The following is a 17,259-nucleotide window of genomic DNA, read 5'->3' on the forward strand; positions in this document are numbered from 1 at the left end:
TAATAATTTAAGGATTTAAGAATTTATCAATTACAAAATTAAGTAAAATATGGGGTTTTAGTATATTTGTACTTATAAAAAAGGTGTTAAGTGCTTAATAAACATTAATAAATTTATATATAGAATTCAAAGATTTTTAAGTAAGTTTAAATATTATTAAATTAATAATAATATAGTTCAGTTCTATTGTGGGTTTTATTATAAATGGTAATGGGTAATAAAATGACGGATAATTTGGACTCTAAATCTATTAGTTCACTCTCTGTTTTATTAGTTGAGGATAATATTGCAGACGCCCGATTAATAGAAGAATTTTTAAAGGAAATTAGTATAAATGCAGTTTTGCATATTGTACGTGATGGAAAAGAGGCCATGGATTTTCTGTATTTAAACTGTAAATATAATGGGGAGTGTAAATCTACATTTGTAATTTTAGACCTAAATTTACCGAAAATGAGCGGCCGTGAGGTTTTAAAAGAAATTAAAAATGATGATGAACTAAAAAGAATACCTGTGGTAATTCTTACAACTTCAACGGCAGAAGAAGACATAAATGAGTGTTATAACAATCATGCAAACTGTTACATCACTAAACCTCTTGATTTTGATGAATTTGCAAATACAATGAATTCAATTAAAAGTTTCTGGTTTAACATGGCAGAATTACCAAAGATTTAGATTTTTATTAGTATTATCTGGCCTTTAGAATCCTTTTAAACTTGTTCCGGTGAATATGAATGTGGAAGAATAATACAACCGCCATTATTATGCCTGTTTCTACATGCCAGAAAAGTAAATTGAAATTGAAGTTAAACCGCACCCCGTAATCGGTTATAAGTACCAGTATTATCCCTGTGATTCCTGAAATTAACATGCTTCCAACAAGTACAATGCTCCACATTTGTTTGTACCTAACTTTTCTTAAAATTTTACTGTCATATAAGAGGTAACTTATTAGATATAGCATAATTAGTGCTAATGCTATCGGTAAAACATTGTAGTCTGGATTATAGGCTTCGCCGCCGCTGACGCTTCCTTGACTGCTTGACTGATCACTATTTTGAGCATAAGCCGCCGCTGGAGTTAAAAAAGCAATTAGGAGTAAAATTATCAATATTTTTTTCATTGTATCACTATGTCCTCAAAGTGATTTTTTTAAACCTGTCCCTGTGAAGATAAATGTGGAACATGGCTATTATAAATAGAACTATACCAATTTCTACATGCCAAAAAACGAGGAAAGCGTTTACAGCGATGCTCATCCCATATTCTGCAAATATGCTGATTAAGAGCCCAATTACGGCCAGAATTAAACCTATTATAAAAATTGTTATGCTCCATATTTTGACGTGCATCGCCTCTGTAATTACATCTTCTTTATATAACAAGCAGGATATTGCATACAAAATTATGATTATAAGTGAAACTGGAACGAATTCATATGACATTATAATAGGTATGTTAAAAAACCGGTATAAACTTTTATTTTAAGGCATAATTTGGTACTATTATAACAATAAATTAACTTTATTTGGATTTTTGTTAATATTTTCATGCTTTTTATGAAATATGTTTGCTTTTAAGAATTTTTATTAAAATTAGAGGTATAATAGAATGATTATTCAAATTTTGAGTAAAAATATGAGTATTGAAAATATTTGTTTATCTAGCATACCCTGAAATGGGTGAATTAGCTCTAATTTTAAAGGCCTCTTATTATCTGAAATAATGATCACATTGCTATTTTCTATTTTAATACAATTTAAATGGTTTAAAATAGGTTTATATGTAATTGGGGTAAATGCATACTTATATAATTAATATGGGGGATTTAATGAAAAAATATGCAGTTCTTCTAATGGCGGTTTTGGCAGTTGTAGTTTTTTCTTCGGGTTGTACAAGTCAGGGTAATAATACCTATAATTTTAAGGGAATATCCTTTAATTATTCTAGTAGCTGGCAGGAAATTTCAAATATTAAAACACAGGACGCGCTTGTGGGAGTTGGAGATCCAGATTCGGTAGATAAACCAACAAACAATGTAAATACACTTGTAATCGTTCAAAAAGTACCAATATCTTCTAACTCTACATTAAAACAGTTTTATGAGGATACATATGCCAAATATGCTCAAGATTCAACTTTTCAGACTATTTCTAATAAAACCATTAAAGTAAATGGTTTGACTGGTTATGAGAACGTCCACAAAATTATGGTAAATGGGGTTTTAAAGGAAGAAAGGGTTGTTTGGCTTGAAAAAAATGGCAATGCCTATGTTATACTCTGTGGGGCATTAATTGGTGACTTTGATGGCCAACAATCAAACTTTAACATAGTCATAAACTCTTTCAAGATTCAATAATCCACTTTTTCTCTTTTAAAATTCGTTATTATTTTTTAGGTTTTGGTTGATTTGATACATGGGATTTTATTCTATATGAGATTTTTTAGTAAGTAAATCTTAACTTTCTTTTTGAATTTAATATTTCAAGCAGTATCTTTTAAATGTAGTTTAGACGGCTAATATCTTACGTATTTTTTATATTTCCTGTTTAAAATAGTATAATATCTGTATAATCTTATATGATACTTTAATACATCCTACTCGTTTTAAAGTTAAATATATAAATAGATAAGAATAATAACGATTTTTATAAATGAAATGGGGGATTCAATGAGAAAATATGCGATTTTAGTAATATCTATTTTAGCCATTGTGATTTTTGCATCCGGTTGTACATCTGAAACTCAAAACAAGACGTATAACTTAAGTGGCATTTATTTTAATTATCCTGGTGCCTGGAGTGAATTATCATCTGATCAAATTAATCTCACCAGTGATTCTGCTTCTGCAATTGTAGCTGTTAGTGATGATAGTGGACAGACAGGTGTTTTGATACAAAGTACTCCTTCTTCATCTCAATCATTGACTGATTTTGTAAATTTAAACAAGGCAAGTATTAAAAAAATGGGTTATGCCATTTTATCAGAGAATACAACAACAGTAAATGGGGTAAAGGCTCATCAGATAATTTTCAATGGAAATGATACTAAACAAGTCATGACTCTATTTAAGAAAAATAATAAGATTTATTACATTGTTTTCAATTCACAACCAGAAGATTTCGATAGCCAGCAAACCAATTATAATATGGTACTGAAGACTTTTAAAGTACAGTAATCTTTCTTTTTTTTCTTTTTATTTTAATATAAATTTTGAAAAGACTTTCTCATGTTCACAAAATCGAAGATTTTGTGACAGTAAAAAATTGGAAATTTTTTACATGCTAACAAAAACATCGGTTTTTTGAGAGATTTTATGTCCATTAACATGTGTGTGGGTTATACTAAATTACTGGTTAATTTAAGTTGAACTTATTTTAAAAAATTGCATTTATTTAATCAAAAAATTACATAATAATTTAAATAGTAATATTTGCACAATACTCCAGAGCGAAGACTTTTATCATATATTACATTAAACATATAACTATCAGATTGAATTATAATTAGATTACATAAAAATTATTATATTGTTAAACATATAACTACCAGATTTTAAATTATAATTAAATTACATAAAAATTCTTATTTTTGAATTCGGTGAAAATATGAAACAGGTCATGGTTATAAGAACAGATTTAAAGATGGGTAAAGGAAAGATTGCAGCCCAATCCTGTCATGCAAGTTTAGGTGCCTTCAAGAGGGCAGACAAAAGAAAAATTATGAAATGGGAATTAGGCGGCGAAAAGAAAGTTGTAGTTAAAGTTAAAGACTTAAAGGAACTTTATGAAATATATGAAATAGTAAAACGTTCTGATGTCCCTTATTATCTTGTTCAGGATGCTGGAAGAACTGAACTGCCAAGCGGTACAGTGACATGTCTGGGTATTGGGCCGGATGACGATGAAAAGATAGATAAAATAACTCATGATTTGAAACTGCTTTAAAAATCGAAGATTTTTAAGGTTCGAAAATACTGTGTATTTTCTCAACTTTAAATCTGTCAAAGAATTTGACAGATTTAATGTTCGAAAAATCGTAGATTTTTCTCAACTTTAAAATTTTATTTACTAATAAAATTTTAAGGTTCGGAAATACTGTGTATTTCCTCAACTCTAAGTTAGGCAAAAGTGTGATTACATGGAATGGGTAGTTAAAGTTGGTGGAAGCTTATTTCCAGATGATGCCATAGAGTTCTGCAAAGCACTCGTGGGCAAAAATGCCATAGTTATCTGCGGCGGAGGCGATCTTGCAAATAAACTAAGGGAATACGATGCAGATATTAAATTTTCAGATACAGCTGCTCATAAAACTGCTATTTTATGCATGGACATTCTTGGAATGCTTGTTGCAGATAAAATAGATGGTGCAGAGGCAGTTTATTCTGTGGAAGACGCAAAGAAGGTTATGGTTGATGGAAGGCTCCCCATATTGCTGCCTTCTCGATTATTTGAGTATCTTGATCCGCTTGAACACTCATGGGATGTAACATCGGATTCCATATCAGTTTATATAGCATGGCTCCTCAAAAGCAAAATATTAATAGTAACAAATGTAGATGGTATATATGATGTCGATCCATCTATAGATGGTGCGAAACTTTTAAAAAGTATAAATGCAAAAAAACTACTGAATTTTAGTGAAACATCAGTTGATGTAAACTTACCCGAGCTTTTACTTGAATATAACTTAGACTGTTATGTTGTTAATGGAAAGTTTCCCAAGAGAGCTATTTCTCTAATTGAAGGTAAGAATTCTAAATGCACGTTTATTCGTGGTGAAAATAAACCAGAGGTTTTTTGATCCAAAATTAAGATTTTCGGAGGTTAATTAAATGGCAAAAGCAGAATGTATATCATGTAAACAAGAAATATCCCCTGTAGAAACATGTGTAAAATTCAAATGTCCAGAATGTGACGAAGTACTCTACAGATGTCAAAAGTGCCGAACATTTGGGCACCTTTATACCTGCAAATGTGGATTTACAGGTCCTTAAGTATTTTAAATCTGCAAAAACCGAAGGTTTTTGCGTGCCGAGAATTTATTAATTCTCGAGCATAGAATATAATATGAATTAAACTATTTTTAATTGGTTGATTAAGATAACTTATTTTGACAACCAATCAAAATTTATATTGGTGATTTAAATGGGAGAAGTAGTAGCAACAATAAAATTAATGCCAGAAAGTCCTGAAATTGATTTAGAACAACTGAAATCAGATATTCAAACATCAATTCCTGAAGGTGCAGAACTTCATAAAATAGACGAAGAACCAATTGCGTTTGGTCTTGTAGCCCTCAATGTTATGGTCATTGTAGAAGACCAGGAAGGGGGAACTGAAAAGGTTGAAGAAAACCTCGCTAAACTAAGCGGAGTTAACAGTATAGAAGTTACTGATACTAGAAGATTAATGTAATTTTAATCTCTCTATTTTTTAACTTTTAGAGTACTAATATGCTTTTTTTTAAATTAACTTTATTTTTAATTTTTATATTAATTAATATGGAATACTGATTTTATTTCTTTATTTTGAATTTTTCCTTTTTATACGGCACACTGTGTTTGAATCCTTGAGGTTTAGGTCCTTTATGTTTTCTACCTCTGGCTATTCCTATATATAATGCGCTGTTAACTAGGCCTATATGGCTGAATGCTTGAGGGAAATTTCCGAGCAATTTACCTGTTTTGGGATCTATTTCTTCAGCCAGAAGGCCTAAAGGGCTCATTAACTGGAGCACGTTAACAAATATACTTATAGCTTCATCTAACCTTCCAGAAAGGGCAAGAGAATCCACAAGCCAAAAAGAACAAATTAAAAAGCAGCCTTCAGCTCCGGGAAGCCCGTCTTCATTTTTGTAGCGGTAAACAAGACCTTTTTCAGTCATTAAATTTTTCATGACAGCTTCAATGGTGCCTTGAACCCGTGGATCGTCATAGGGCAGCAGCCCCATTCTTGGAATAAGCAGTGTTGTTGCATCAATGGCACCTGAATCAAAGGATTGAACAAAACTGTTTAATTCTTTATTAAAACCTTTTTCCAGTATTGCAGTTTCTATCTCATTTTTTGTTTCTTCCCAGTTGCAGGAAGTCTCAGTCTTCTTAAATTTTGCTATTTTAATCCCTCGATCAACAGCTACCCAGCACATAAGTTTTGAATGCACATAATGGAGGGGTTCACCCCTTATTTCCCATATCCCTCGGTCTTTAGTGTTCCAGACTTCGCAGATATAGTCAACAAAATTTTTTATAAATTCCCATGTTTTATCTGAAATATCTTTCCCATAACGGGTGGTATCATAAATGGCATTTATTAGTTCTCCATAAATATCTAGCTGCTTTTGATTAACGGCTGCATTTCCTATCCTAACAGGGCTTGATTGTTTGTAACCTGAAAGATATTCCAGCATCTGTTCTTCAACGGCCTCGTCTTTATGGAGTGGATACATTATGCGGATATCTGAAGGGTGAGTGCCCTGTTTTATAATGCTGTTAATCCATCTCATGTAATCCTGGGATTCCTGTACATGTTCAAGGTGGAAAAGCGCCTGTATAGTATATGCTGAATCCCTAATCCATGCATAGCGGTAGTCCCAATTTCTTACTCCTCCTGTACATTCGGGGAGAGAAGTTGTGGCAGCGGCTGCAATTGCCCCGCTCTCTGGATTTGCCAGTAATTTAAGTACTAAACCAGAGCGAGCAATGATATCATGCCAGATATCTTCAAGGATACAGATTTTGTGGCATTTGTAAGTCCAGTTTTGCCAGTATTCCTGCAGGGCATCTAATTTTTCATTAAACTTACCATAATCTGGAGGATACTCTGGAGAATAATGATCCTGCTGGTTATATTGAAGAACAAACCATATTTCCATGTCTTTTCTCATGTTAAACTGGCTTGTTATTTCATCCTCTTTGATTTTGAGTGGAACAACTGTATTTAAAAATAACTCATTATCCTCAAAACTGCATGTTGCTCCTCCTTCTATTAACTTGAAATCAGGGACATCCTTGGCATAATTAAAACGTGGTTTGAAACTTAATTCAAGTCGAATATGCCCTTCAATGCACTTAACTTTCCGATAAAGAGTTCTATGGTGTTTAGTCCCGTCATAAAGATTGACGGGCATAAAATCAGTTATTGTAACCATTCCAAAGGGGGTATTGAATGTGGTTTGGAGGATATTGGTTTCTTTAATATAAGCCTGAAATGAGCTGAATTTTGAGACCGGCTGAATAGCAAAATGTCCTCCTCGCTTGTTATCTAAAATTGCTGCAAAGATTGAAGGCGATTCCAGGTATGGGAGACACATCCAATCTATAGATCCATCACTACCAATAAGTGCACATGTTTCCAGGTTTCCTATAATGCCGTAATTTTCAATATCTTTGAATTTATTTTCCATAGTATGATTCAACCTTTATCTTTGGTTTATTTTGCGTTTTTAATTTCTTGAAGGCGTTTTCCTGCCATTAACTCCATTTCAATTTCTTCAAGAGATTTTCCTTTGGTTTCAGGTACAAGGAAATAAACAAAAACCCATGTAATAATTCCAATTATGCTGTAAAGCCAGAACGTGCCGGGGGTTCCGATTAGTTGAATAAGGGATAAAAATGTTATTGCCACCACTAAGTTAGTACCCCAGTTAACTATTGTAGCAGTGCTCATGGCACGGCCCCTTATCCGCAGAGGATAAATTTCTGAAATCATTAACCAGAAAACAGGCCCTAAACCTATGGCAAATGAACCGACATACACCATTAAACTTATAACAGAGAGCAAACCTAAAGACGTTGATAATCCAGGTAAAACGAAAGCTATCCCTAATGTTGCAAGGCTGGTTATCATTCCAATAATGCCAATTAAGAGTAATGGCCTCCTTCCGACTCTGTCTATTAATGAAATCGCTACAACTGTCATGATTACGTTTATCATACCAATCCCTGCAGTTGCAAGTATTGAAATAGCAGCCGATTGAAAACCTGCAAATTCGAGGATTGTCGGTGCATAATAAATAACTGTGTTAATACCGGTTAACTGTTGAAAAGCAGCAAGCCCTATGCCTATTATTAAAGCTGGTCTGACTACTGGATCTAATATTTCCGACCATTTACATTCCTGTTCACAGACTAGACTCGCTCTAATTTCTTTCATTTCTTCACTTACATTTTTGGTCATTCTTATACGTTCAAGGACAGAGCGTGCTTTGTCAATTCGCCCTTTACTGTAAAGCCAGCGGGGACTGGGTGGCATTAAGTACATTCCAACTCCTAATATGATACTTGGGACTACAGCTAACCCTAACATCCAGCGCCAGCCTCCACTAGAGGCAAAGGCAAAATCCACAAGGTATGAAATGACTATACCCACTGTTATGGCAAGCTGGTTTAATGATACAAGTGCACCTCTTATGCTAACTGGTGCAACTTCGGCAATATAGAGCGGTGCAATAAATGAAGCTATTCCGATAGCTATGCCCACCACGATTCTACCTGCAATTAAAGTATATACATCTGGAGTTAATGCAGTAAATATGGCACCTATTCCGAAAACAAATGCGGCAGCAATGACCATTATACGGCGCCCGTATTTATCGGCTAAGAATCCACTTATACTTGCACCAATTACAGCACCAATAAGTACAGAACTTACAACGATCTCTTGAGCTGTACTTGAAAGTGAAAAAGCCTGCCTGATAAATAGTATTGCCCCCGAAATTACTCCGGTATCATATCCAAATAACATTCCTCCAATAGCTGTAATTGCTGCAGCTATAATTACAAACTGGATATTTTTCTCCTTAACCATTTAAACTACTCCGTTTATTATAAAAAAATACATTCAGTAATTTGATCATGCTAAATTTATCCAATTTTTGCATTAAGCATCTAAATTATACTTCTTGAACTTCTTTAAGGAGTATAATTCATTAAAATCAATTAAGTTAAAGTTATAGAGGGTTTAGAGCATTCAACGTTAATAAAATAGTATTTAAGCATTTCCTTAATTGGGAATAGTGAGTCGCGTTTAACTACAGCTGATTGAATTGACTTTGTAGTATTAATCCAACGCTTTGTATTATGAATTTTAATGTTTAAAAAAGTTTGTCGTAGTATTTAAACTAAAATAACTGGTGAAAAATATTTTAGAAGATATTCCTGATTTTTAAGATGTAAATGGACTTCAACTCTCATCTGGCTGCAATTTTCCCATGTTATCTTTTCTATTTTCAAATTGCTGAAAATAAAACAAATAATTTTATATATATTATTATTAATGTAATACAGAGATTACTAAATTTCTACATTATTTGTGCATTTCTATTTAAAGCATATTGAGAAATTCAGGGGTTTAAAATGTTTGATTTGATACTTGCATGTATAATAGGAGTATTATGCGGTGTTTTAACTGGTTTAATTCCTGGAATCCATGTTAACATGGTAGGAGCCTTCATTTTTGCGTCATCTTCTTTTCTATTAGCTACTTACTCTCCTGAAGTTTTATGTGTATTTTTAATTTCCATGGCAATTTCCCATGCCCTTCTCGAGTTTATACCATCTATGTTTCTGGGAGTTCCAGAGGAAGGTACGGTTTTATCAATTTTACCTGGTCATAAGCTTCTGCTTGAAGGTAGAGGTAAAGAAGCAGTGAGGTTAGCGGCAGCAGGTGGCTTTGGGGCAATTTTAATTACAGTTGTCCTTTTACCAATTTTCATAATGCTTTTACCTGCAGTTTATGGGCAGATTAAGCCTTATATATGGATTTTACTTGTAATAATTACTATATTCATGTTTATAAGATTGAACAACAACTTAAAGTCATTCCTGTGGTCAGTTGTTTTATTTTTATTTTCTGGAATTATGGGTTATATCATGCTGAATTCACCTGTATCGTCTAATGTTTCACTGCTTTGTATTTTTACTGGACTTTTCGGTGTAAGCACATTAATTTATAGTTTACAACAGCGTTCATTTGTCCCAACACAAAACCGGTTCCATCATTTTAAAATTAACAGTGATATACTCAGGGGAATTTTTGCAGGTGGAGTTGCAGGGAGTATTCTTGGGTTTTTACCGGGATTTGGGCCTGCACAGGGAAGCCTGATCGCACAGGAACTAATTGGAGGAGGGGATTTTGAAAACAATAATGAAAGTTTTATCACGGCATTAAGCGGTGTTAACACAGCTGATACGTTATTTTCACTTGTGATGATATTTTTAATTGGAAATCCAAGAAGTGGAATTGCAGTTTATGTAAAAAACATCCTGCAGAACTTTGATTTTAACCACATGCTATTTTTTGTATTTACTGCATTAACCGCAGTTTCAATTTCGGTATTTTTATGTCTAAAATTAGGAGATATTGTAAGCGAGTTAATAGAAAAGATAAATTATAGGAAACTTTCATGCTTTGTGATAACTTTTATGAGCCTGCTGGTGGTTGGATTTGCTCTTTGGTACCGTGCAAATCTCTTTTTCATGCTGCTTGCGTATGTAACAGCAGTTGCACTTGGTTTGCTTCCCCATTACCTTGGAGTGAATAAGTCGAACTTGATGGGGGTTTTAATTGTGCCCACCATTGTGGTTTATTTTAATATTGGGTTTTAAATCATTGATATACTTTTTAATGAGTTTAGAAAATATAATAAATATCATGTACTCTAAAATAGTACTATTTTTTTTATTTTGTAATGGTAAAAAGGGGATTAAAAATATCAAATAAAAATATGATGAATTAAGGGATGAATATTATGATACTGATTTTGGAGAAAAATTTTCTAATGGGAATTTATTAGTACCCTTTCTAGTTTTCGTTTCCACATTCCTTTCAGGACAGACAGCAACTTCATTTGCTGCTGCTGCAATAATAAGGCTAAAATATCAAACATAGAGTATACTGGTTCATATATTTTAGTATACGCATCTTAATGGGATTTCCTCTGATTTAGGTAGGTATACTCTCCTCTAGATGTTATTTTCGGAGTCATTATAGAAAATTAGAAGTGCATTAACTATTTTGAAATATCAAGAAAGAATATTAAATAATAAAATAGCTCCAATTATTGGTGTTAAAAAGAGATTAGATTTAATTATTGATTAATAAGTCAATCTTCTGGTTTTAATGTATCCGCCTATAAGTCCACATACCCCTCCATTAATAATTCCTAATATCAAATATGGCATTATATAAAGGAAAGAGCCTGTAAAAAGACTTCCTAAAAAAAAGGATACCGCACCGGTGATTACTGCATTTTTAGTTCCAATTACCATGTTTTCAGATAAGTAACCAATAATCACCAATATTAGAAATGGTATGAGTGTAAAGATACCGCTTGTAAAGGTTAATATTAGAGTTATTGCTATTGTTGATGGTACTACTAAAATCCACCCGATATTATGGAAATTAAGCTCATTTAATATGGAATTTATAAAACCTGCCTGCATGCCCGGAGGACTTCTATGTATTCTGTGTTGATTTCGGGCATTGTAGATATGTCTTCCAATGTTTTTATAATAAAATTGATGTAATCGGTTTTTTATATCTGCTGGAAATGAAAATATCTTGTTTTTGAGAATTTCTTTTTTTGCAGGTTTTTTTCTAAGTGAAACTTGTTTCCATTGGGGATCTATGATATCCAAATTTTCAACATATCTTAATTTACCACTACAATTGCATTTATGGGCAAAATCTTTTGCAGACTCACCATATTGTAATTTATAATAGCTCTTGCATTTATTGCAGATTAAATAGCCCACTTAATACCCCCATTAAAAATCTTTTAATAATATCAGGAAAAGTAGTTTGATATTTGTAATTAAAAGTTTATATTCCACTTCCCTTATTAAATCTTCCCATTTTTGTACTTAGCGCGTTATATCGAAATTAGAATAAGTTAAAAATAAGTCAAAATTATTTATTTCAGGGAGCATTACTTTGAGAATTACAAACAGGCTCATACATACTTATAAGCGCGTTCTTTAACAATTTTCTATCTTCAAAAGTAGAATTAGGCATCACATGTGCACCGATATAAACATTGCTTTTAAAACCAGCTTCTTTAAACCAGTATTCATACTGGGGATGATCAAGGCCAGATTCAAGTTCAGAAAACTCACTTGACTCACATATATACAAAAGTTGATAACTTTCAGGTTCATTTTTAGGGTCTGGCTTCATTAAGATGGCATAAATTGAGGGAAAGTTCAGTGGATCCCAATCTTTGAGGAGATGGGGGCCGTCAAATACTCTGTTGCCTATTTCTATGCTCATATTATTCCCTCATTAATTAAGACTTAAATCACAACTACTTCTTTACCTAATTTACCTGCAGCTTCCACAAATTCCTCGGTGTCGATACCAGGAAATGCATCAATGATGCAGATATCAAATTTTTCATCCAGAACGTTCTTTAACTGCCTTATATCTAAAGAAAGGACCTTAAATTTTCCCCCCTCCGCAATTACATCTTTTTCCGGATCCCAGGTATCCACTGAAAACCCATTTGTTTCTAGATTAATTGCAGTCATTGCCACTGCAGGGGACCAGATATCATTGAAGACAACTTCTCTCGCCCCTGCTTTAAGACAGGTAATGCCAAGTGTTCCAGGCCCGCAGGTGCAGTCCAAAACAGAAGGGGCATCATATTTTTCTAAAACTTTCTGCAGGATTTCAATTTTGGGAGATTTGACCTGCGGAAATTCTATATGTATTTTTCCCTGATCTTTGTGGATGCATAATGTTCCGTAGGGCGTCTGAACAATATCACACCGCATATCACACCCTGCTAAAAGTTCATACACATTTGGGCTGAGATCAGAGTCTTTTATCCCTGCGGTTTCTCTTATATTTCCTTTGAGGACTCCTTTGACTTCACGAACTTCTTTTATTATCCTTTGAGCGCATTTTTCATTTACTTCGTCTGATAATATTACCAGAGAATTTTTTGGTAGATACGGGGCCGAATTCAGGGGATATGCGGGGGTTATAATTGGAACACATGTATCTCGTAGTGTTGATCTTTCATCTTTTATCCCCTCATCAATCATTATTTTCAGGACATGTGCAACTACAATATCAAGGTGTCTCCTGCCGCAGTCACAAAGTCCAAAAGTTGTATTAATTTTGCCTATATCAATTTGGCTGGCTAATGGTGAAAATTTCTTTAAGTTCCATGTTTTACAGAGGGCACATGCCCTGTAAAATGATTCAATATCTTTTAAAACCGTTGAAGCGGGTTGTATGCATGCATCCCCACACCTACACTGTGTTTCCATATACTTAAATATTGGATAGGCTATATAAATACGTAGCTATAGGGTATCGTGAGGCATATGAAAAATAAGCGGAAAGAAATACTCAGGGATCTTTTAGGGGAATTTGGTTCCAGTGATGATTTTAACAAGGACGATGATGGGCGGGAAAATGAAGTAACCGAAGAACCAGTTAAAAGGCAAGAATACGAACCAATGCAGACCGAATACAAAAGAGAAAACCCCGATTTGTTGGAAAAGTCAGAATATGCAGAGGATAGATCTGAAAAACAGAATTTGATGGGAAGATCAGAGTATGCAGAGGACAAATCTGAAAGTAAAGATTTGGCCGGACGATCTGATTATCTAGAAGATAGATCTGAACATAAAAGAAGATCTTTTTTCGATGATGATGACGATGGGTTCAAACTGGACAGTATAATGGGAGGCTCCGTAAACAAATCTGATTCAAGTAGAATGTTTAAAGAGCCTGCAGAAAAGACCGCTGAAAAGCCAAAAAGACGCCCTAAAAAGATGAAAAAGACCTCAAGTGGGATAAAAGCTGAAATAATAGAAGACGGGTTAATTCCTCTTTACAACGTGTCTGTCCCTAAATTTACTGAAAGAGAAAGGCAGCTGCTCAATGAAATTCGTGAAAAGCTGGTTGAAGTTGCTGTTTCTCAAGGTGACAATTTCAAAGTTAATGAAGAGTCATTTGCAGGTGAAGTTAAAGAATTCCTGAAAATGAAGGGAGTGAGGGATACTGATAAACTTGCAGCACAAATATCTCAGGAAATGCTGGGGTATGGTGAACTGGATCCTATGATTAAAGATGATGATCTGGAAGAAATAATGGTAATTGGAACAGGCAACCCTGTGTTTGTCTACCACCGAAAACTGGGAATGATGCAGACAAATGTTGTTTTTGATGATGATACTGATATTAAAGCGATTATAGATGTTATTGCAAGGCAGGTAAACCGTAGAATAGACCAGCAAACACCTATCTTGGATGCGAGGTTGGAAGATGGTTCAAGGGTAAATGCAACCATCCCTCCTGTATCTGCAGATGGCTCCTCCCTAACTATACGAAAATTCCGTAAAGATCCATTAACGGTTATTGATTTAATTAACTTTAAAACCATGTCCTCTCATTTAGCAGGATTTTTATGGGTTTGTGTTGATGGGCTTGGAGTTAAGCCGTGTAACGCAATTATAGCTGGAGGTACTGGTTCTGGTAAAACCACAACATTGAACACAGTAACTTCATTTACTCCTCCTCGTGAGAGAATAATCACTATAGAAGATACATTAGAGCTGCAGCTACCTCACGCCCACGTTTTACGTATGGAAACCCGTCCACCTAACATTGAGGGAAAAGGAGAACTGAACATGGATCACCTGGTTAAAAACTCCCTCAGGCAGAGGCCGGACAGGGTAATTGTAGGGGAAGTAAGGGGTGGTGAAGCAATAACTCTTTTCACAGCTTTAAACACTGGACACTCTGGATTTGGTACACTTCACGCCAACACTGCACGTGAAACAATAACGAGGCTTATAAATCCTCCGATGAATGTTCCAAATATTATGATACCTGCTTTAGACTTTATAATAATGCAGAATAGGATGTATCGGCCTGAAGGGGGGTCTATAAGGAGAATAACTGAAGTTGCAGAAGTTGTAGGTATGGAAGAAGGTAATGTGCAGCTGAACAGAGTATTTGAATGGAACAACATGGTTGATAAAGTGGAATATGTTGGTATTGCAAGCCAGACACTAAGGGAAATGGCTGAACTTCGTGGAATAACCATCACTGAAATTGAAGAGGAAATTGAAAAGAGAAGGTTAGTACTGGAGTACATGGGAGATAACAACATTAGATCCATTACAGAAGTTGGAGAATGGATCAGTGACTATTATAGAGACCCTGATGAAGTTTTAGATAAGATATTATAGATAATGGTGATGTGGTGATAGAATGGCTTTTGATGGCCTTAAAAAAATCTTCGACATGCTCGGCGGAGCTACGATTGACTCAAGTAAAAAGGTAGGAGAGGGCGTACAGGTACCTGTAAGTAAGCTAAACGATATGAGAGCAAAGTCCAGGTCGGGACTTGGATCTCGAAGTCTTGGATCTAGAGGGATGGGATCTTTAAATAAGGAGTCTCCCCGTGTTATAGAACGGATGAAAATGGATAAAGATGAGATTCAGATGTTTAAGGAACTCATCGATAAGAAATATGAACGAGCTGATAAACCTAAAGAAGATAAGGCTCAACGGGATGCATATCAGAAGGCATCACTTGAAGAACTTCTTAAAGAAGAAGAAAAAGAAGGCATAGACCCTAAATTAATTATGGGAATGGGTGCAGTATCTTTTGTTTTAATCCTGGTGATAATGACTGTTCTCGGATTTGGAATCGAGATAGGTCTTGTATTTGGGATGTTAATATTTTTAATGTCTGTTATGATTATTTTCCTGCCTAAAATGCAGAAAGGGAAAAAATCAAATGAAGCATCAAGAGAACTGCCATACGCTTTAAGGCAGATGGCAACTGAACTTCGTGCAGGGCTCGGTCTTCATGAAAGTATGAAATCTGTGGCATTATCTGGATATGGTCCACTTTCTGAAGAATTTGCACGAACATTAGAAGAAATTAAGTATGGAGAAACAACAGAAAATGCATTAATGGATATGAGCGAACGGATAAACTCTGATGGAATGAAAAGAGCAGTTCATCAGATAACTCGGACATTATCCAGCGGTGGGGATCTTTCAAGGACGCTCAATGTTATAGCAGAAGATGTAGCCTATGAAATGAGAATGAAACTGAAGGATTACGCTCAAAAATTAAATTCATTCACTATGATATACATGTTTGTCGCTATACTTGGACCTGTAATTCTCATGATCATGCTGATTGCAGCATCAACTGTTATGGGTAAGAGTATGTTCCCTCCAGCGGTTCTTTTAATATTATACCTGTTCTTTTTCCCAATGATTGTTGGATTTATGGCATTTATGATTAAAAGGCTGGAACCGCAAGTATAAATTAACTTCTATTTTTTATTTTAAATTGATAATTATTTGGTAATTGTTGGTTGGAGATTAGATTGCTAAACAATTTCTATAGTGAGGATGTATTTTTAAACCATATCTTAATTTCATTAAAAATAGTAAAAATGGATTTTACACAATTAAAAAATAATGGGCAATTTCAAGGCATATTACCAGTGCTACAGTTATCCCTGTGAAAACATACTCTTTTGAACCTATATTCTTGTTTCCATCATTATAAAGCTGGGATTTATCTGAATACCCCCGGCTTACCATGCTAAGGTAAACAGTTTCTCCACGTTCATAAGCCCTTAAAAACATCATCATTATGGTGTAACCAATTTGTTTCATTCTCCACATGTATGGTGTTTTTTTGTTAAATATGTCAAAGTTTCGGGTTGCCTGTGCGTTTCTTATTGCGTCTAATTCATCAAAGAACATGAACAAAAATCTAATCATGAGGCTGAATATCATTGCAAATTCTTTGGGCATACCTAACTTCCTGAAGGATTGTACTACCTCCTGCATGGGACTTATGGATGATAAAAGCACGATTGCAGTTAGAGAAACAATAAGGCGTGACATTAACAGTATTCCAAATGTTAAACCTTCATGAGTAACGTTGATGCCAAATGGTAAAGCATACATTACATTACCGGGATGTATGAATGGTTGAAATACTATAATCAAACCTCCAAATGGCAAAAGTAATAATACTCTCTTTAAAGTGGTTTTAAATGAGATTTGAGACAAGTAAATCAATAATAAAAGATAAACTTCAAGTAAAACGAGAATCATCGGTTCTGTAGTGTAAACCGCATAAATTGTAATGAACACCAGTATCACTAATTTGATTCGCCCATCTAACAGATGGAGAAAACTTTCCTTCATAGTTTCATTTTCTAAATTGAGAATTGAATTGGTGTTCATTGATCTATCTCCTGAAAAT

The 17,259-nt window shown here is 34.3% G+C and carries 18 protein-coding genes; 10 read left to right on the forward strand and 8 right to left on the reverse strand.

Going from position 1 to position 17,259, the window contains the following annotated elements; all coding sequences use genetic code 11:
- Positions 1–222 precede the first annotated feature (222 nt).
- Positions 223–678 (forward strand): response regulator, encoded by a 456-nt coding sequence (locus ASJ80_RS12640; RefSeq protein ID WP_069583186.1) that lies wholly within the window; start codon positions 223–225, stop codon positions 676–678.
- 13 nt (positions 679–691) lie between these two features.
- On the opposite strand, the gene ASJ80_RS12645 is transcribed toward ASJ80_RS12640, so the two are convergent.
- Positions 692–1,126 (reverse strand): hypothetical protein, encoded by a 435-nt coding sequence (locus ASJ80_RS12645; RefSeq protein ID WP_069583148.1) that lies wholly within the window; start codon positions 1,124–1,126, stop codon positions 692–694.
- Positions 1,127–1,133: 7 nt separating this feature from the next.
- Entirely contained in the window at positions 1,134–1,448 is a 315-nt protein-coding gene (locus ASJ80_RS16670; RefSeq protein WP_069583147.1) for a hypothetical protein, read from the reverse strand.
- A 386-nt stretch (positions 1,449–1,834) separates the two neighbouring features.
- Here ASJ80_RS16670 and ASJ80_RS12655 point away from each other — a divergent pair, with 386 nt between their 5' ends.
- The 6 genes from ASJ80_RS12655 (at position 1,835) to ASJ80_RS12680 (ending at position 5,420) form a co-directional block, all read left to right on the forward strand.
- Positions 1,835–2,362 (forward strand): PsbP-related protein, encoded by a 528-nt coding sequence (locus ASJ80_RS12655; RefSeq protein WP_069583146.1) that lies wholly within the window; start codon positions 1,835–1,837, stop codon positions 2,360–2,362.
- Positions 2,363–2,674: 312 nt separating this feature from the next.
- Positions 2,675–3,181: a PsbP-related protein gene (locus ASJ80_RS12660; RefSeq protein WP_069583145.1), complete on the forward strand. Its 507-nt coding sequence runs from the start codon at positions 2,675–2,677 to the stop codon at positions 3,179–3,181.
- A 430-nt stretch (positions 3,182–3,611) separates the two neighbouring features.
- Positions 3,612–3,950, forward strand: coding sequence for an aminoacyl-tRNA hydrolase (pth2, locus tag ASJ80_RS12665; protein ID WP_048082908.1), 339 nt, complete (start codon positions 3,612–3,614; stop codon positions 3,948–3,950).
- A gap of 193 nt (positions 3,951–4,143) precedes the next feature.
- A complete protein-coding gene (locus ASJ80_RS12670; RefSeq protein WP_069583144.1) occupies positions 4,144–4,806 on the forward strand; it encodes an amino acid kinase family protein in 663 nt (220 codons plus the stop codon).
- Positions 4,807–4,837: 31 nt separating this feature from the next.
- Complete coding sequence (locus tag ASJ80_RS12675; protein ID WP_069583143.1) at positions 4,838–4,999, forward strand: zinc finger domain-containing protein; 162 nt, start codon at positions 4,838–4,840, stop codon at positions 4,997–4,999.
- A gap of 151 nt (positions 5,000–5,150) precedes the next feature.
- Positions 5,151–5,420, forward strand: a complete 270-nt coding sequence (locus tag ASJ80_RS12680) for an elongation factor 1-beta (protein ID WP_048082905.1) — start codon at positions 5,151–5,153, stop codon at positions 5,418–5,420.
- Positions 5,421–5,520: 100 nt separating this feature from the next.
- On the opposite strand, the gene ASJ80_RS12685 is transcribed toward ASJ80_RS12680, so the two are convergent.
- Entirely contained in the window at positions 5,521–7,407 is a 1,887-nt protein-coding gene (locus ASJ80_RS12685; RefSeq protein ID WP_069583142.1) for a glycoside hydrolase family 15 protein, read from the reverse strand.
- A 26-nt stretch (positions 7,408–7,433) separates the two neighbouring features.
- Positions 7,434–8,810: a sugar porter family MFS transporter gene (locus tag ASJ80_RS12690; RefSeq protein WP_069583141.1), complete on the reverse strand. Its 1,377-nt coding sequence runs from the start codon at positions 8,808–8,810 to the stop codon at positions 7,434–7,436.
- A gap of 548 nt (positions 8,811–9,358) precedes the next feature.
- Between ASJ80_RS12690 and ASJ80_RS12695 the strand changes: the two genes are divergently transcribed.
- A complete protein-coding gene (locus ASJ80_RS12695; RefSeq protein WP_069583140.1) occupies positions 9,359–10,609 on the forward strand; it encodes a tripartite tricarboxylate transporter permease in 1,251 nt (416 codons plus the stop codon).
- A 489-nt stretch (positions 10,610–11,098) separates the two neighbouring features.
- On the opposite strand, the gene ASJ80_RS12700 is transcribed toward ASJ80_RS12695, so the two are convergent.
- The 3 genes from ASJ80_RS12700 to ASJ80_RS12710 form a co-directional block, all read right to left on the reverse strand.
- The gene (locus ASJ80_RS12700) at positions 11,099–11,758 is read right to left on the reverse strand and encodes a hypothetical protein (RefSeq protein ID WP_069584205.1); all 660 of its coding nucleotides are present in this window, start codon (positions 11,756–11,758) and stop codon (positions 11,099–11,101) included.
- Between the two features lie 163 nt (positions 11,759–11,921).
- Entirely contained in the window at positions 11,922–12,272 is a 351-nt protein-coding gene (locus ASJ80_RS12705) for a hypothetical protein (protein ID WP_069584204.1), read from the reverse strand.
- Between the two features lie 23 nt (positions 12,273–12,295).
- Complete coding sequence (locus tag ASJ80_RS12710; RefSeq protein ID WP_069584203.1) at positions 12,296–13,276, reverse strand: 50S ribosomal protein L11 methyltransferase; 981 nt, start codon at positions 13,274–13,276, stop codon at positions 12,296–12,298.
- A gap of 510 nt (positions 13,277–13,786) precedes the next feature.
- On the opposite strand from ASJ80_RS12710, the gene ASJ80_RS12715 reads away from it, so the two are divergent.
- Positions 13,787–15,208, forward strand: a complete 1,422-nt coding sequence (locus ASJ80_RS12715; protein WP_048083037.1) for a CpaF family protein — start codon at positions 13,787–13,789, stop codon at positions 15,206–15,208.
- A 22-nt stretch (positions 15,209–15,230) separates the two neighbouring features.
- Positions 15,231–16,304 (forward strand): type II secretion system F family protein, encoded by a 1,074-nt coding sequence (locus ASJ80_RS12720; protein ID WP_069584202.1) that lies wholly within the window; start codon positions 15,231–15,233, stop codon positions 16,302–16,304.
- A gap of 138 nt (positions 16,305–16,442) precedes the next feature.
- Here the strand turns inward: ASJ80_RS12720 and cbiQ are convergent, their stop codons facing one another.
- Entirely contained in the window at positions 16,443–17,240 is a 798-nt protein-coding gene (gene cbiQ / locus ASJ80_RS12725) for a cobalt ECF transporter T component CbiQ (protein WP_069584201.1), read from the reverse strand.
- Positions 17,241–17,259: the final 19 nt, after the last annotated feature.

The organism is Methanobacterium bryantii, from assembly GCF_002287175.1.
GTDB lineage: Archaea > Methanobacteriota > Methanobacteria > Methanobacteriales > Methanobacteriaceae > Methanobacterium_D > Methanobacterium_D bryantii.

Coding starts and splice junctions, on each gene's coding strand:
- ASJ80_RS12705 (WP_069584204.1), bottom strand. CDS start 12,272: ATGAGCATAGAAATAGGCAACAGAGTATTTGACGGCCCCCATCTCCTC.
- ASJ80_RS12715 (WP_048083037.1), top strand. CDS start 13,787: ATGAAAAAGACCTCAAGTGGGATAAAAGCTGAAATAATAGAAGACGGG.
- ASJ80_RS12660 (WP_069583145.1), top strand. CDS start 2,675: ATGAGAAAATATGCGATTTTAGTAATATCTATTTTAGCCATTGTGATT.
- ASJ80_RS12670 (WP_069583144.1), top strand. CDS start 4,144: ATGGAATGGGTAGTTAAAGTTGGTGGAAGCTTATTTCCAGATGATGCC.
- ASJ80_RS12645 (WP_069583148.1), bottom strand. CDS start 1,126: ATGAAAAAAATATTGATAATTTTACTCCTAATTGCTTTTTTAACTCCA.
- ASJ80_RS12710 (WP_069584203.1), bottom strand. CDS start 13,276: ATGGAAACACAGTGTAGGTGTGGGGATGCATGCATACAACCCGCTTCA.
- ASJ80_RS12655 (WP_069583146.1), top strand. CDS start 1,835: ATGAAAAAATATGCAGTTCTTCTAATGGCGGTTTTGGCAGTTGTAGTT.
- pth2 (WP_048082908.1), top strand. CDS start 3,612: ATGAAACAGGTCATGGTTATAAGAACAGATTTAAAGATGGGTAAAGGA.
- ASJ80_RS12680 (WP_048082905.1), top strand. CDS start 5,151: ATGGGAGAAGTAGTAGCAACAATAAAATTAATGCCAGAAAGTCCTGAA.
- ASJ80_RS12640 (WP_069583186.1), top strand. CDS start 223: ATGACGGATAATTTGGACTCTAAATCTATTAGTTCACTCTCTGTTTTA.
- cbiQ (WP_069584201.1), bottom strand. CDS start 17,240: ATGAACACCAATTCAATTCTCAATTTAGAAAATGAAACTATGAAGGAA.
- ASJ80_RS12685 (WP_069583142.1), bottom strand. CDS start 7,407: ATGGAAAATAAATTCAAAGATATTGAAAATTACGGCATTATAGGAAAC.
- ASJ80_RS16670 (WP_069583147.1), bottom strand. CDS start 1,448: ATGTCATATGAATTCGTTCCAGTTTCACTTATAATCATAATTTTGTAT.
- ASJ80_RS12720 (WP_069584202.1), top strand. CDS start 15,231: ATGGCTTTTGATGGCCTTAAAAAAATCTTCGACATGCTCGGCGGAGCT.
- ASJ80_RS12675 (WP_069583143.1), top strand. CDS start 4,838: ATGGCAAAAGCAGAATGTATATCATGTAAACAAGAAATATCCCCTGTA.
- ASJ80_RS12690 (WP_069583141.1), bottom strand. CDS start 8,810: ATGGTTAAGGAGAAAAATATCCAGTTTGTAATTATAGCTGCAGCAATT.
- ASJ80_RS12695 (WP_069583140.1), top strand. CDS start 9,359: ATGTTTGATTTGATACTTGCATGTATAATAGGAGTATTATGCGGTGTT.